We start from the raw sequence: 13,829 nt of genomic DNA on the forward strand, positions 1-13,829 counted from the left end.
GCGCCATGGATCTTGGACTGAAGGATCGTGTGTACGTCGTCACGGGTGCCACCCGTGGCCTGGGCAACGCCGCCGCGCGGGAACTGGTCGCCGACGGCGCGAAGGTGGTCCTGAGCGGGCGCGACGCGAAGAGCGCGGCCGACGCCGCCTCCGCGCTCGGCCCGAACGCGGTCGGGGTGGCGGCGGACAACGCCGACCCGGAGGCCCCGGACCGGTTGATCGCCGCCGCCCGGGAGCACTTCGGCGCCTTCGACGGCATCCTCATCAGCGTCGGCGGCCCGCCGCCGGGCTTCGCCGCGGACAACACCGACGAGCAGTGGACGGCCGCCTTCGAGTCGGTCTTCCTCGGCGCGGTACGGCTGGCCCGCGCGGCCTCCGCGGAACTCGGCGAGGGCGGCGCCGTGGGCTTCGTGCTCTCCGGGTCGGTGTACGAGCCGATCGGCGGGCTCACCATCTCCAACGGCCTGCGTCCGGGCCTCGCGGGCTTCGCCAAGTCGCTCGCGGACGAGCTGGGCCCGCGCGGCATCCGTGTCGTCGGGCTGCTGCCCTCGCGCATCGACACGGACCGCGTCCGCGAGCTGGACGGTCTGTCGGCCGATCCGGAGGCCACCCGCGCGGCCAACGAGTCGCGTATCCCGCTGCGCCGTTACGGCACGCCGGAGGAGTTCGGCAGGACGGCCGCGTTCCTGCTCTCCCCCGCCGCCTCGTACCTGACCGGCATCATGGTCCCGGTCGACGGCGGGATGCGCAGCGGGTTCTGACCGGCCCGCTCAGGTCACGCGCTCGGCGCGGTGCTTGACGCCGCGCAGCCGGACCTCCGCCGGGAGCGCGGCGAGGCCCGCCGAGTTCCGCGCGTGCGCGAGGGCCTCGACGGTCAGCTGGTGGAGTGCCTGCCCGGGGTCGACGTGTGGTTCCAGCAGGAGCCGTACGTGCGCCTCGGGCAGGGTGCGCCGGCCGGTCAGGTGGACCCGTGCCCTGTCGACGCCGCCCAGCCGGCCGGCCTCCGCGGCCAGTACGCTCTCCAGCGCCCGCCCGCGCAGCAGAGCACCCTCTCCGTCGCCGGTGTCGACGAGCACCTCGGCGAGACGGCGGCGCCGCAGGTCGGCGAACAGCCACCACAGGGCTAGCAGGACGAGGATCGCGAGGGCGGCGATGACGACGGGCCACCACCAGCCCTCGTCGCGCCACTTGGTCCGTTCGGCGGTGCTGAGGAGCACGTCGTGACGTCCGTCGTGGATCCACCAGGAGGGCGGCTTGACGCCGAGCCCGATGGCGAGGACGGAGCCGCCGAGGGCGAGCAGGACGAGTCCGGCCAGCCCGATCAGTACGCGGTTGACGGTCCGGCGCACGGACCTCACCCCTTCCGTCCGGGACGGGCGACCCGCACCGAGAGACCCGGTGAGCGGGACAGGCCCAGTCCCTGGATGCCGTCGGTGAGCGTGGTGTCCAGGTCGGCACGGACGTCGTCGAGTTCGCGGAAGTGCGACACCGCGCGGACGTCGACCTTCCGGCGTTTCACCCGGACCCGGACCGACTGGACGCCGGCGACCTCCATGGCCCGGTCGCGCAGGGCCATCGCGGCGGCTCTCCGGTGCAGCCCGGCCCGCACGTCGCGGTGGGTGCGCCGCATGGGCAGCACGTCGCGCAGTCCGGGGGTGGCGGCGAGGAGGATCAGCCAGAGCCCGAGTGCGGCGGCGATGCCGGCGCCCACGAGGACGGCGGTGTCGTCGAGGGGCCGTTCGGCGAGCTGCCGGGCGAACCACTTGCGCAGTTCGAGGGCGGAGTGACCTGCGCGGACGGCCGCGACGTCGTAGAGGAAGAACCCGGCGATCACGAAGAGCAGGACCGCGAGGATGCAGGCCGGAACGCGGCGCGCGGACCAGAAGCGGCCCTGGCGGCCGTCCTCGCCGTCCAGGGTCTCCAGTGGTTCGTAGGCGGCTGCCGAGGCGGACTGGCCGAGCGCGCCGGTGTCGTCCGCCTTCTCCAGCACCGGCAGCTTGCGGGTGTTCTCGGAGCCCTGGGGCTCGCTCACTGCGTCCTCCCCTGTACCGCGTCGGGCCCGTGCGCCAGGTGCAGCCGCTCCACCTGGACGGCGACCTCCGGCACTTCCATTCCCGCCAACGCCTCTACCCGCTGGGCGACATGACGACGCACCGCCTTGCACTGGCCGCCGATGTCGGAGGGGTATCCGAGTTCGAGACTGACGCGGACCTGGGCGCTGTGCGTCGGGCGGTCGCCCGCTCCTCCGGCGCCGGAGGACTGCCGCCGGACGACGACGGTCGCGTGCGGGGGCACCGCGTCCGGCGGCAGCGGCGGGAGCGCCTCGCGCGCCGCCTGCGAGGCGATCTTCGCGACGACCCGGTCGGCGATCCGGGTGGCGCCCCGCTCGGGCGCCGCCACCGTCGTCACGCCCGGCCGGGTCTCACCGAGTTGGTCGACCTGACCTGGCACGGGTCACCGCCGCCGGTCGTCACGGGCGCGGAAGAGGTCGCCGAGGTCCAGGTCCCCCTCGAGGAACCGTCCGACGAAGAACCCGACGGCGCCCAGCGCGGCCACCAGGAGAAAGGCGCCGAATCCGCCGAAGTACCCGGCGAAGGCCAGCGCCATACCGGCGATCATGCCGACAACGGCCAAGCTCATGGTGCGCTCCTCAGCGGTTCGGCGGCCGGGTGATCACGTGTGACGCGGTGGCCGGGTGGTGGTCCGGGACGTATGGACGGCCCGGGGTCACTGGAGACGTGACTCCGGTTCCTCGTCTTCTTCCTCGGGAAGCTTCACATCACTCACCGCGATGTTGACTTCGACCACTTCGAGGCCGGTCATGCGCTCGACGGCCGCGATGACGTTCTCGCGCACGTCGCGTGCCACGTCGGCGATCGAGACGCCGTAGTCGACGACGATCTCCAGGTCGAGTGCGGTCTGTACCTCACCGACCTCGGCCTTCACACCACGGGTCACGGACTTGCTGCTGCTGGTGCCCGGCACCCGGTCGCGCATCGCGCCGATGGTCCGGCTCATCCCGCTGCCCATCGCGTGGACGCCGACGACGTCGCGCGCGGCGAGCCCGGCGATCTTCTCCACGACTCCGTCGGCGATGGTGGTCCGTCCGCGCGTCGCGGGGTCCCCGCCGCCGCGCTTGGTGGGCTTGCGGCCGGCCTCCTTCTCGGAGTCGGGGCTGTCCGTCCGGTTCCGCTCGGTCATATCGGTCATTGCCGTACGTCCCTTTCGGTCGTCCTCCTGAGCCCACAGTAGGTCGGGTCGCGCGGTCGCGCGCCCGCTGATGGGGCAGGCTGGAGCAATGACGGCGGACCGGTGGGCGCAGGTGGTACGGCAGCAGCTCGGACTCGGCAGGCTGCTGCCGCTGGGCCGTTCGCGCGACGGCGCGTGGATCACGGAGAGCGCCGCGGACGCCGTGCTGCGGCGGGCGGCGACGGCCGTGGACGGCGTGCGTCTCGGCGCCCTGCGGATCGCGCTCGCCGATCCGGACGCGCCGTACGCCTCCGCCGTACCGGCCCCGCCCAGTGCCCTCGCACCCGGTCCGCTGCGCGTGACGGCGGAGTTCGGGGCGGCGGCGGATCCCACGGCCCCGGGGTCCGACCCGCTGCCGGCGACCGCGGAGCGGCTGCGGCTCGCCCTGTCGGCGGCCGCGGCGCAGCGGCTCGGCCTCGACGTGAGCGAGGTGGACCTTCAGGTGACCGACTTGCTGACGGATCCGCCGCAGAGGCCGGAGAGCAACAAGGAGGAGGGCGAGGGCGTACGGGAGGCTGCCGGGCCGAAGGAGCCGAAGGTCCCGAGCGATCCGGAGGCGGCACGGATCGCCGCCGTCGTCCGGGCGGTCGCGGGCGTCACCTCTCTGACGGAGGCACTGGGCCGATCGGTGGACATCACGACTCCTGCCGCCTCGGAGCCGGCCGTGCCCCGCCGTCACGTCCGTGTGGAGCTCGCGGTCTCCCCGGACTTCCGCGCTGTGGAGGTGGCACGCGCGGTCAGGACGGCGGTCGCGGAGGCCGCTCGGGACACCCCGTCCGTGGCGGTCCTGGTGACCGCCGTCGGCTGACGCCGTACGAGAGGAGAGGGCGCCGGGCTGTCGAGGCCGACGGCACCCGGCGTCCGCTCGGTCGCCCCGGGAGCGCGCCCACGGTCCGGACGGCGGAACCGTACGGACGCGCTTCGCCCGTCGTTCTCAGTCGCCGACGCCGGCGAGGTCCCGGAGCCGGCGGGCCTGCGAGGCGCGTTCGGCGGTGCGCTGGTCCTCGTAGGAACGCTCCTGGGCGCCGCGCAGCAGGGCCTTCGTCTCGATCACGGCGTCGCGCGGGGCGGCCAGCAGGGCCGCGGTGAGGTCACCGACCGCGTCGTCGAGCTGGGCCGCGGGCACGGCGAGGTTCGCGAGTCCGGTGCGCTCGGCCTCCTCGGCGAGCACGAAGCGGCCGGTCGCGCAGATCTCCAGGGCACGGGCGTACCCGACGAGACTCACCAGGGGGTGCGTGCCGGTCAGGTCGGGCACGAGGCCCAGGCTGGTCTCGCGCATGGCGAACTGCACGTCGTCGGCGACGACGCGCAGGTCACAGGCGAGCGCGAGCTGGAACCCGGCACCGATGGCATGCCCCTGCACGGCGGCTACGGACACGAGGTCGCTGCGCCGCCACCAGGTGAACGCCTCCTGGTACTCGGCGATCGTCGCGTCGAGCTCGGCGTCGGAACCGCGCGCGAGGTCGATGAACGACGGCTCGCCGTCGAAGCCCTCCGGCGTGAACGCCTGCCGGTCGAGCCCCGCGGAGAAGGACTGGCCCTCGGCGCGCAGGACGACGACCCGGACGGAGCCCGGCAGTGACCGGCCGGCTTGCGTCAACGCCCGCCACAGAGCAGGACTCTGGGCATTGCGCTTGGCCGGGTTGGTCAGTGTCACCGTGGCGATCGCGTCGTCGACGGTGAGCCGTACGCCGTCCTTGTCGAGTACCGGTTCGAGTTCCTTGTCGGGCGAAGCCATGGGGTGCCTCCGGTGGGTGCGGTCGGATCAGGTGTGCACCCCGTGAAGCACGAGGGCACACCTAAGTGACTGCACAGTAACCACCCGGTCGGTCACCCGACCGACCGGGTGGTCACCACCGAAGCCGATGGGGACGCCCGGCCTCAGGCCGAAGCGGCCTTCTTGCCCCGCGTCGCTCCGCCACGCCCACGGAGCGTGACGCCCGACTCGCTGAGCATCCGGTGCACGAAGCCATACGAACGGCCGGTCTCTTCGGCCAGCGCTCGGATGCTCGCACCGGAGTCGTACTTCTTCTTCAGGTCTGCCGCGAGCTTGTCGCGCGCGGCGCCGGTTACCCGGCTGCCCTTCTTCAGAGTCTCGGCCACCCGTGCCTCCTCATGGGAAGTGCGCTCTGGACTCTCATGATCACCCCTCCCGGGCGTCATGGCCACCCATTCGGCAAGGTCCGTAAGACAAGGTTTTGACGACAGGAGCCCGTCCCCACGAGTGGAATCTGTGGTTCCGGCTGGTGCGTTCCTTACCGCCGAACGGGTAATTCCACGAAGTACCTGGTCAGCGACGCAAGACGGCCGAGCCCCGTGTTCGCCGGGGCTCGGCCGGAAAATCGGTGTAGGACACACCTCGGTACGAGGAGATCTCACACAGATGGTGGATCACGGATCGGCCGAATGATCCATACGCGGTGGATCAGTCATTCGATCTCGGTGTGCGGACCCCTCGCGGGGGCGCGGGGGCTCAGGCGAGGGCGACCAGGTCGGCGTAGTCGGAACCCCACAGGTCCTCGACGCCGTCCGGCAGCAGGATGATCCGCTCCGGCTGGAGCGCCTCGACGGCACCCTCGTCGTGCGTGACGAGGACGACGGCGCCCTTGTAGGTGCGCAGCGCGCCGAGGATCTCCTCGCGGCTGGCGGGGTCGAGGTTGTTCGTCGGCTCGTCGAGCAGCAGGACGTTCGCGGAGGAGACGACGAGGGTCGCGAGGGCGAGCCGCGTCTTCTCCCCGCCGGAGAGCACGCCGGCCGGCTTGTCGACGTCGTCGCCGGAGAACAGGAACGAGCCGAGCGTCTTGCGGACCTCGACCAGGTCCAGGTCGGGGGCGGCGGACCGCATGTTCTCCAGGACCGTGCGCTCGGGGTCGAGGGTCTCGTGCTCCTGCGCGTAGTAGCCGAGCTTGAGGCCGTGGCCCTCGATGACCTCGCCGGTGTCCGGCTTCTCGGCGCCGCCGAGCAGCCGCAGGAGGGTCGTCTTGCCGGCGCCGTTCAGGCCGAGGATGACGACGCGGGAGCCCTTGTCGATGGCCAGGTCGACGTCGGTGAAGATCTCCAGGGAGCCGTACGACTTCGACAGGCCCTCCGCCATCAGCGGGGTCTTGCCGCAGGGCGCGGGCTCGGGGAAGCGCAGCTTGGCGACCTTGTCGGAGACGCGGACCGCCTCCAGGCCGGCGAGCAGCTTGTCGGCACGCTTGGCCATGTTCTGCGCGGCCACCGTCTTGGTGGCCTTGGCCCGCATCTTGTCCGCCTGCGAGTTCAGCGCGGCGGCCTTCTTCTCGGCGTTCTGGCGCTCGCGCTTGCGGCGCTTCTCGTCGGCCTCGCGCTGCTGCTGGTACAGCTTCCAGCCCATGTTGTAGACGTCGATCTGGGCGCGGTTGGCGTCCAGGTAGAAGACCTTGTTGACGACCGTCTCGACGAGGTCCACGTCGTGGGAGATCACGATGAAGCCGCCGCGGTACGTCTTCAGGTAGTCGCGCAGCCAGACGATCGAGTCGGCGTCCAGGTGGTTCGTCGGCTCGTCGAGCAGCAGGGTGTCGGCGTCCGAGAAGAGGATGCGGGCCAGCTCGATACGGCGGCGCTGACCGCCGGAGAGCGTGTGCAGGGGCTGGCCGAGCACCCGGTCGGGGAGGTTCAGCGCTGCGGCGATGGTGGCCGCCTCGGCCTCGGCGGAGTAGCCGCCCTTGGTGAGGAACTCCGTCTCCTGGCGCTCGTACTGCCGCATGGCCTTCTCACGGGTGGCACCCGCGCCGTTGGCGATGCGCTGTTCGTTCTCGCGCATCTTGCGGATCAGGACGTCCAGGCCGCGCGCGGACAGGACGCGGTCACGGGCCAGGACGTCGAGGTCGCCGGTGCGCGGGTCCTGGGGCAGATAGCCGACCTCGCCGGAGCGGGTGACGGTGCCCGCGGCGGGCTGGCCCTGGCCGGCGAGGACCTTGGTGAGGGTCGTCTTGCCCGCGCCGTTGCGGCCGACGAGGCCGATGCGGTCGCCCTTCGCGATGCGGAAGGTGGCGGACTCGATGAGGATGCGGGCGCCGGCACGCAGCTCGATACCGGAGGCGGAGATCACGGACAGACTCCAGGGCTGGGGGAAGGAGGACGGCTGAGGGCGTTCCCGCCGTCTAATGCGCGAGGAGACAGGCCATGGGGGCAAGTCTAACGGGGCCGTGCAACCTCCTTTCCGGTGTGCGGGCCTCCGGCACTGTGACACTCGCCCCGTCCCGTGCCTCGCGGAGGGCCCGAAGGCGCGGGACGTCCGGCCCGGAAACCCGCTGCGGGGGCCGCCGGGCGCGGGCGTAGCCCGTTCGGCCCCCGGGCCGGGGCCACGGGCCCGGGAGCGTACGAGGATGGCGCCACGGAGCGAGCGACCGGCGTACGGCAGAGGGTGGTGTGTCCATGCAGTTCGACGACGACGCGGACCTGGACACGTCCGAGGTGCAGGATGTGCGCGGCAGTCGGATCCCCGGCGGGAGGGCGACCATCGGCGGCGGTCTCGCCGGCCTGATCGCCCTGCTCCTCGGGCTGTTCTTCGGGGTCGGTCCCGACCAGCTCGGCCTGTCCTCCGGAAGCGACGGGCCCGCGCCGGCCTCCTCCTCGCTGGCGCAGCTCCAGCAGACCTGCCGGACCGGGCGGGACGCGAACGCCCAGGAGGACTGCCGCGTCGTCGCGGTGGTCAACAGCATCCAGACGCACTGGACGAAGGAGTTCACGCGCCGGGGCGGCACCTACACCCGTTCTCCCACCGTGTTCTTCAGCGGCCAGGTCGGTACCGCCTGCGGCACCGCCACGTCGGCCGTGGGCCCCTTCTACTGTCCCGGGGACCGCAAGGTCTATCTGGACCTGGGCTTCTTCGACGATCTGCGCACCAAGTTCGGCTCCAGCGGCGGACCGTTCGCGCAGGCCTACGTGGTGGCGCACGAGTACGGGCATCACGTGCAGGACCTGATGGGGACGCTGGCCCGGTCACAGGACGGGGTGACGGGCGCGGACAGCAACGCGGTGAAGGTGGAGCTCCAGGCGGACTGCTACGCGGGCGTCTGGGCGCGGCACGCGACGACCACCCCGTCCACGTCGTCGGGCAAGCCGCTGCTGACCTCGCTGACGGACGCCGACATCCGGGACGGTCTGGACGCGGCGGCGGCGGTCGGTGACGACCGGATCCAGCAGCGGTACCAGGGCCGGGTGACGCCGGAGACGTGGACGCACGGGTCGGCCCAGCAGCGGCAGCAGTGGTTCTACCAGGGCTTCAGCAGCGGCGACATGGCGCAGTGCAACACGTTCCGGTGAGCGGGTGCCGGCCGGGAACCGCCCGGCCCGCGGACGGGGCGTGGGCGGCGGACCGCGGCCGGCGGGGCGTTGTCAGTGGCCGGTGCCAGACTGGGCAGCGGATCGGATTCCGGCGATGTGACGAGACGGAGTGATCGGCATGGCTGGTACGAACGGCGGACGCCCGAGCATCTATCCCTCGCTGTTGTACTCCGACGCGAAGGCGGCGATCAGGCAGCTCACCGAGGCCTTCGGCTTCACCGAGCTGTCGGTCTACGAGGGCGAGGACGGCTCGGTGATGCACGCCGAGCTGGTGCAGGGGAACGGCGCGGTGATGCTCGGCTCCAAGGGCCGCGGCGGGCGTTTCGACGAGGCGATGAAGAGCGCCGGCCCGTGCGGGGTGTACATCGTCGTGGACGACGTCGACGCCCACCATCAGCGGGCCGTGGACCACGGCGCGGAGATCCTGATGGCCCCGGCCGACCAGGACTACGGCTCGCGGGACTACATGGCCAGGGACATCGAGGGCAACATCTGGAGCTTCGGCACGTACGCCCCGGAGATAGGCGCGTAGGAGCCGCGCTCCCCCGCCTCCGCTGCCCGGCCGTCGGGCGGACGCGAGACCGCTTCCCCGGGTCCGCGGCTGTGCCGCTTGCCCGGAGATCCCGCCGGACAGCGCCCCAGGGCGCTGTCCGGCGGGCGCGTGCCTCTGCTCCGGTTCCGGCGGCTCCCGGGTCAGCTCCCGCCGGTGTGCACCTGGAAGGCCGCCCGGCGTACGGCCTTGGCGAGGGCCGGGTCCGGGTGGGCGGCGGCGAGGGCGACGAGGACCTGCACCGTGCGCGGGTGACCGACCGCGCGCACCTCGTCGAGGAGTGCGGGCACGGTCGCCTGCACCGCGGACTCCAGATGGCGGACGAGGAGCGGGGCGTCGCCGTGGTCGGCGACGGCCGCGGCCGTGTCGACCCACAGCCAGGTGGACTCGGCGCGGGTGAGCACCTCGTGCGCGTCCTCGGGGTCGTGACCGTCGTGCTCGGCGAGCCACAGCAGGGCGTAGGGGCGCAGCCACGACTCGTCGGCCACGGCGCGCACGTCGGGCTCGGCGGGGGCGCCGACCACCCGCAGCGCCTCGAAGGCGAGGCCTCGGGTGAGGGCGTCCTCGCCGCGGGCGGCGGCGAGGAGCTCGGTGACGGCGCTGCCGACGGGGCGGGCGGCGAGCCAGGCGCGGTACTCGGCGCGGGCCGCGTTGGGGCGGAGCTGGGCACAGCCGCGGAGCATGTCCTCGGCGGACTGCTCGATGTTCCCGGCGGGGCTCTGCGCGGCGACGCAGATCTGCTCCAGCTTGACCCAGACCGCCCAGCTGCCGAGCGGGGTGAGGGTGGCCTGTGCGTCGCCGTAGGTCAGCGCGCCGACGGAGGCGAGGGCGCGCAGCGCCCATTCGAGGAGGGGGGCGAGCGGGGCGTCCGGGATCTCGACGGGTTCCGGGGCGGGCTCGGGCCCGGGACCGTAGGCGACCTCGCAGCGCTCGGTGCGCAGTTCCGTGACGCGCTGTTCGAGGAGATCGAGGAGCTGCTCCACGGGGACGGGCCCGGCGGAGAGCTGGAGGAAGGAGAGCACCTGGGGCATCGCGGAGACGACCTCGGCGACGGTGCCCGGTGCCCGGTCCGCGGGTTCGGGGTGGGCGAGGGACCAGGCGTCGAAGAGGGCGACCCAGCCGCGCAGGACGGCGCTGTCGTCGCGGCTCCAGGCGCGCAGCCGCCAGCCGGGACGGGCGCTGTCGCCGTGCACCTCGATGAGGCCGGCCAGCCGGGCGGTGTCCCAGTCCGCGCGGACCTGAGCCGGGGTCAGTCCGAGTTCGGTGGCGGCCCGTTCGGCGGTCGCCTCGGAGAGCGCGCCCTTGCCGTCGGGGGTCGCGTCGTCGCGCCCCGGGCGCAGCGCGGCGTCGGCCCAGCGGGCGACGCGGGCCGCGTCGGACAGGCCGGTGCGTGCCATGCGGGCGAGTTCCGCGGGCGGCGGTGTGCCCTCCGGCGGTCGCGGTGCGGGGCGCGATGTGCGGCGCTGGGTCACCGCTCGGGGAGCGGCCGCGAGGGGCCGCGGGCTGACGAGTCGGAGCCTGGAGTCGCGCGGGTTACGGGACGTCACGGGTGCAGTCTTCCGGTTGACGGTCCGAAAACCCAAACGGAATGCTCTCGCGGGTGCCGGTGGTGCTCCGGGAGCGGGCCCGTCGGGGCGCTCGCCGCACCGGAAAGTGCGCCGTGGGGAGTTGTCCGGGACCGAACCGGAAGCGCGCGGTCGCGGCGGGCCGGGAGCCCGTACCCGGGGCGTCGGAGGCTGCCCCGGATCGCCGCCGGGGTCACATCAGTGGGGTGAGGAAGCGGCGGAGCGCCTCTTCGTAGCCTGCCGGGTCGGCGTTCCACATGGCGGCGTGCGGGGCGTCCGGGACGGTGGAGAGGGTGACCAGGTCCGGGCGGCTCGCAGCGAGGCGGCGGGACGGGCCCCAGGGGGCGATGGTGTCGTCCGGGCCGTGCACGAGCAGGGTCGGCACGGTGAGCCGGTCGGGGTGGGCGGCGTGCGCGATGCGCTCGCCGCGTACCCCGGTGCGGCCCTGGGCGGCGCGCACGGCCAGGGGCAGCAGGAAGTTCGGGGTGTGGCGGGCTCCGGCCAGGGCGCGCAGCGTGGCCTCCCAGTCGAGGACCGGGGAGTCCAGGATCAGGCCGGAGATCCGCTCGCGTAGCGCGGAGTGGGCGGCGGCGCGCAGCGCCATGGTGGCGCCGGTGGACCAGCCGTACAGGATGATCCGCCGGGCGCCGTACCGCACGGCGTAGCGGATGGCCGCGTCGAGGTCGCGCCACTCGGTCTCGCCGAGGTGGTTCAGGCCGTCCGGGGAGCGCGGGGCGCCGAGGTCGCCGCGGTAGGCGAGGTCGAGCACCGGGAAGTGCCGTTCGTTCAGGAACCTCATCACGTTCATGGGGTGTTCCCGGGTGGCGCCCAGGCCGTGCACGGTGATGATCCAGGTGTCGCGCACGGCGGGGACGAACCAGGCGGGCAGTGCGCCGAGTTCGCCGGGTACGTCGACGTCGGCGTGCTCCAGACCGAGGGCGGACTGCGGGTCACCGACGTACAGGTTGGGGACGAGCCAGACCTTGTCGCCGGGTTCCAGGGAGCCGTGGGTGACGCTGTCCAGCCGGCGGACCACGGTGTCGGCGGTGTGCGGGGTGGCGTCCTGGACCGGGCCGACGACGGCGTGGCTGCCGTCGCCGGCGAGCCCGTAGGTGCCGGGGCGCCGCGAGGCCAGAGCGCGGGTCAGGGTGATCCCGCCGTCCGTCGTGGCGTGCACGGTGAGCCGGGGTTCGGTGGGCAGGGGTTTGCCGGGACGCGTCTTCAGCGCGGCGTCGCTGGCGAACCGGCCCGCGGCCACGGAGGCCGCGCCGGCGGCTGTGGCGACGGCTGTGGCGACAGTTACGGCCGCGGCCGTCGCTCTTAGGGTGCGCACCCGACCAGTCTCCCGGTGGAGCCCGCCTTCGGCCAGTGGGAGGGGGCCGGCGGTGACAGCCCTCTCCCTGGAAGCACCCTCGCGGCGGACGGATCGTCGCGAGGGTGCTTCCAGCTCTCGGGTCCCTTGCTTCACGACCGGTCCGCACCCGCGCGGACCCATGCCTCGCGCGGGCTCCGCGCCTTCATCAGTGCTGCGCCGCGCGGACCCCTGGCCGTGCCCGGCGGAGCACAGCCCCCCAGCCCTCCCCGCCCTCCCTTAGCCCGGCTGTCCGTAGCCCCGCAGGCGCTCCCCAGCCTCCTGGCGTCGGACGGATCGTCGCGAGGGTGCTTCCAGCTCTCGGGTCCCTTGCCTCACGACCGGTCCGCACCCGCGCGGACCCATGCCTCGCGCGGGCTCCGCGCCTTCGTCGGTGCTGCGCCGCGCGGACCCCTGGCCGTGCCCGGCGGAGCACAGCCCCCCAGCCCTCCCCCGCCCTCCCCTAGCCCGGCTGTCCGTAGCCCCGCAGGCGCTCTCCCGCCTCCTGGAGCCGGGCGGGCGAGAGGAGGCTGGGGGTCAGGCCCGGGACCGAGGAGGACAGGAGCCAGACGCGGCACATCCACTCCAGCTGGGCCGTGCGGTCGTACGCCTGGTCCAGTGAGGCTCCGTGGGCGAGCGTGCCGTGGTTCTGCATCAGGCAGGCGGTGCGGCCGTCGAGCGCCCGGAGCACGTTCGCGGCCAGCTCCGGGGTCCCGTAGGTCGCGTAGTCGGCGACGCGGACCGGGCCCCCGAGCGCACCGGCCATGTAGTGGATCAGGGGCAGTTCGGGGACGAGGGTCGACACGGCCGTGGCGTGCGCGGCGTGGGTGTGGACCACGGCCCGGGCGTCGGTCTCGCGGTAGACGGCGAGGTGCATGGGCAGCTCGCTGGTCGGCCGCAGCGACCCGAGGGACTGGCGGCCGTCGAGGTCGACGCCGACGGCGTCGGAGGGGGTCAGCCGGTCGTAGGGCACACCGGTGGGGGTGACCAGGACGGTGTCCCCGACGCGGACGGACACGTTCCCCGAGGTTCCGACGACGAGCCCGTCGGCCACCGTGCGGCGGGCCGTCGCGACGAGTTCGTCCCACGCCGCCGCGATCACCGGGTCCCGGGCGTCCCGCCCCTCCCCCGAGACGTCAGCGGCCTCAGCGGCCCCGGTCGGCGGATCGTCCCGCTCGTCGCCGCGCTCGTGCCGTTCACCGTGCGCGTCGTCCGTGTCGCGCCCGGCCTCGTCGCGCCGGTCCTGCCGGTCCTGCCCGTCGCGCCCGTCCGTCATCCGTGGTCCTCCCGCCGTCCCGCCCGCATGGCCCGCGGCTCGAGCTGTCCGCCCTGCCGTCCCGTCCGTCGCCTCGCCGGTCCGTTCGGGCATGCCGCGATGCCGCGATCCTGCCAGTCGTCCGCGTCGGCACCTCGAGGACGGTCCCCTCCCGGAACGAACGGCGCCCGCGCCTTCGGGAGCCCGGGCGCATGCTCGTCCTCCGCGCCCGGCGCGGCACCTGCCACGGCCTGAGCCCGGCCGCCCCGGTGCGCCGGAGCAGGGACTTCGGCGTCGGGGCCGGGCCTGAGACGGGCCGGACGCCGGTCATCCGCACGAGCGCGCACCGGTGAAACACCCGCACCGATTCAGCCGGGCCTTCGCCGCACGGCATGCCCTCCGGCCGGCGCGCCGCGACGCGGCCCCCCGAGCACGTTTCGCGCCGGCTGGTCCACCTGGTCACCCGGCAGATACGACACCACCGGCCGGTGGTGTCGTATCTGCCGGGTGACCAGGATCTCCTCCACGGGTCCCCGGCCGGTCTCGAAC

The 13,829-nt window shown here is 73.5% G+C and carries 16 protein-coding genes; 4 read left to right on the forward strand and 12 right to left on the reverse strand.

Annotation, left to right across the window (positions count from 1 at the left end; translation table 11 throughout):
- Positions 1–5: 5 nt before the first annotated feature.
- On the forward strand, positions 6–761 hold the full coding sequence (locus tag ABZT74_RS32220) for an SDR family oxidoreductase (protein WP_355876647.1): 756 nt from the start codon (positions 6–8) through the stop codon (positions 759–761).
- 9 nt (positions 762–770) lie between these two features.
- Here ABZT74_RS32220 and amaP read toward each other — a convergent pair whose 3' ends face one another.
- The 5 genes from amaP to ABZT74_RS32245 form a co-directional block, all read right to left on the reverse strand.
- On the reverse strand, positions 771–1,358 hold the full coding sequence (gene amaP, locus ABZT74_RS32225) for an alkaline shock response membrane anchor protein AmaP (RefSeq protein ID WP_356174090.1): 588 nt from the start codon (positions 1,356–1,358) through the stop codon (positions 771–773).
- Positions 1,355–2,032 (reverse strand): DUF6286 domain-containing protein, encoded by a 678-nt coding sequence (locus ABZT74_RS32230; RefSeq protein WP_355876642.1) that lies wholly within the window; start codon positions 2,030–2,032, stop codon positions 1,355–1,357. Before ABZT74_RS32230 ends, amaP begins: the two co-directional genes overlap by 4 nt.
- Positions 2,029–2,409, reverse strand: a complete 381-nt coding sequence (locus tag ABZT74_RS32235; protein ID WP_356174192.1) for an Asp23/Gls24 family envelope stress response protein — start codon at positions 2,407–2,409, stop codon at positions 2,029–2,031. The genes ABZT74_RS32230 and ABZT74_RS32235 overlap by 4 nt, the downstream gene beginning before the upstream one ends.
- A 45-nt stretch (positions 2,410–2,454) precedes the next feature.
- Positions 2,455–2,640, reverse strand: a complete 186-nt coding sequence (locus ABZT74_RS32240) for a hypothetical protein (RefSeq protein WP_355876639.1) — start codon at positions 2,638–2,640, stop codon at positions 2,455–2,457.
- Between the two features lie 87 nt (positions 2,641–2,727).
- Positions 2,728–3,210, reverse strand: coding sequence for an Asp23/Gls24 family envelope stress response protein (locus ABZT74_RS32245; RefSeq protein WP_356174088.1), 483 nt, complete (start codon positions 3,208–3,210; stop codon positions 2,728–2,730).
- A gap of 88 nt (positions 3,211–3,298) precedes the next feature.
- Here ABZT74_RS32245 and ABZT74_RS32250 point away from each other — a divergent pair, with 88 nt between their 5' ends.
- Positions 3,299–4,057: a nucleopolyhedrovirus P10 family protein gene (locus ABZT74_RS32250; RefSeq protein ID WP_356440727.1), complete on the forward strand. Its 759-nt coding sequence runs from the start codon at positions 3,299–3,301 to the stop codon at positions 4,055–4,057.
- Between the two features lie 126 nt (positions 4,058–4,183).
- Here ABZT74_RS32250 and ABZT74_RS32255 read toward each other — a convergent pair whose 3' ends face one another.
- From ABZT74_RS32255 to ABZT74_RS32265, 3 genes are all read right to left on the reverse strand, one after another.
- Complete coding sequence (locus ABZT74_RS32255) at positions 4,184–4,987, reverse strand: enoyl-CoA hydratase/isomerase family protein (protein ID WP_356440729.1); 804 nt, start codon at positions 4,985–4,987, stop codon at positions 4,184–4,186.
- 143 nt (positions 4,988–5,130) lie between these two features.
- Positions 5,131–5,352 (reverse strand): helix-turn-helix domain-containing protein, encoded by a 222-nt coding sequence (locus ABZT74_RS32260; RefSeq protein ID WP_006123601.1) that lies wholly within the window; start codon positions 5,350–5,352, stop codon positions 5,131–5,133.
- Between the two features lie 370 nt (positions 5,353–5,722).
- Positions 5,723–7,321, reverse strand: coding sequence for an ABC-F family ATP-binding cassette domain-containing protein (locus ABZT74_RS32265; RefSeq protein WP_356440731.1), 1,599 nt, complete (start codon positions 7,319–7,321; stop codon positions 5,723–5,725).
- Positions 7,322–7,647: 326 nt separating this feature from the next.
- Between ABZT74_RS32265 and ABZT74_RS32270 the strand changes: the two genes are divergently transcribed.
- Both ABZT74_RS32270 and ABZT74_RS32275 read left to right on the forward strand, forming a co-directional pair.
- On the forward strand, positions 7,648–8,538 hold the full coding sequence (locus tag ABZT74_RS32270) for a neutral zinc metallopeptidase (RefSeq protein ID WP_356440734.1): 891 nt from the start codon (positions 7,648–7,650) through the stop codon (positions 8,536–8,538).
- A 139-nt stretch (positions 8,539–8,677) separates the two neighbouring features.
- The gene (locus ABZT74_RS32275) at positions 8,678–9,091 is read left to right on the forward strand and encodes a VOC family protein (protein ID WP_355876620.1); all 414 of its coding nucleotides are present in this window, start codon (positions 8,678–8,680) and stop codon (positions 9,089–9,091) included.
- Positions 9,092–9,252: 161 nt separating this feature from the next.
- Here the strand turns inward: ABZT74_RS32275 and ABZT74_RS32280 are convergent, their stop codons facing one another.
- The 4 genes from ABZT74_RS32280 to ABZT74_RS32295 form a co-directional block, all read right to left on the reverse strand.
- A complete protein-coding gene (locus ABZT74_RS32280; protein WP_356174075.1) occupies positions 9,253–10,656 on the reverse strand; it encodes a hypothetical protein in 1,404 nt (467 codons plus the stop codon).
- Positions 10,657–10,867: 211 nt separating this feature from the next.
- A complete protein-coding gene (locus tag ABZT74_RS32285) occupies positions 10,868–12,007 on the reverse strand; it encodes an alpha/beta fold hydrolase (RefSeq protein WP_356174072.1) in 1,140 nt (379 codons plus the stop codon).
- A gap of 481 nt (positions 12,008–12,488) precedes the next feature.
- Positions 12,489–13,301, reverse strand: a complete 813-nt coding sequence (locus ABZT74_RS32290) for a class II aldolase/adducin family protein (RefSeq protein WP_356440736.1) — start codon at positions 13,299–13,301, stop codon at positions 12,489–12,491.
- A gap of 347 nt (positions 13,302–13,648) precedes the next feature.
- On the reverse strand, positions 13,649–13,829 hold a 181-nt coding region (locus tag ABZT74_RS32295; RefSeq protein WP_356440739.1), incomplete at its 5' end, for a hypothetical protein.

Origin of the sequence: Streptomyces sp. NPDC005302, from assembly GCF_040607345.1 — a bacterium.
Taxonomy (GTDB): Bacteria; Actinomycetota; Actinomycetes; order Streptomycetales; family Streptomycetaceae; genus Streptomyces.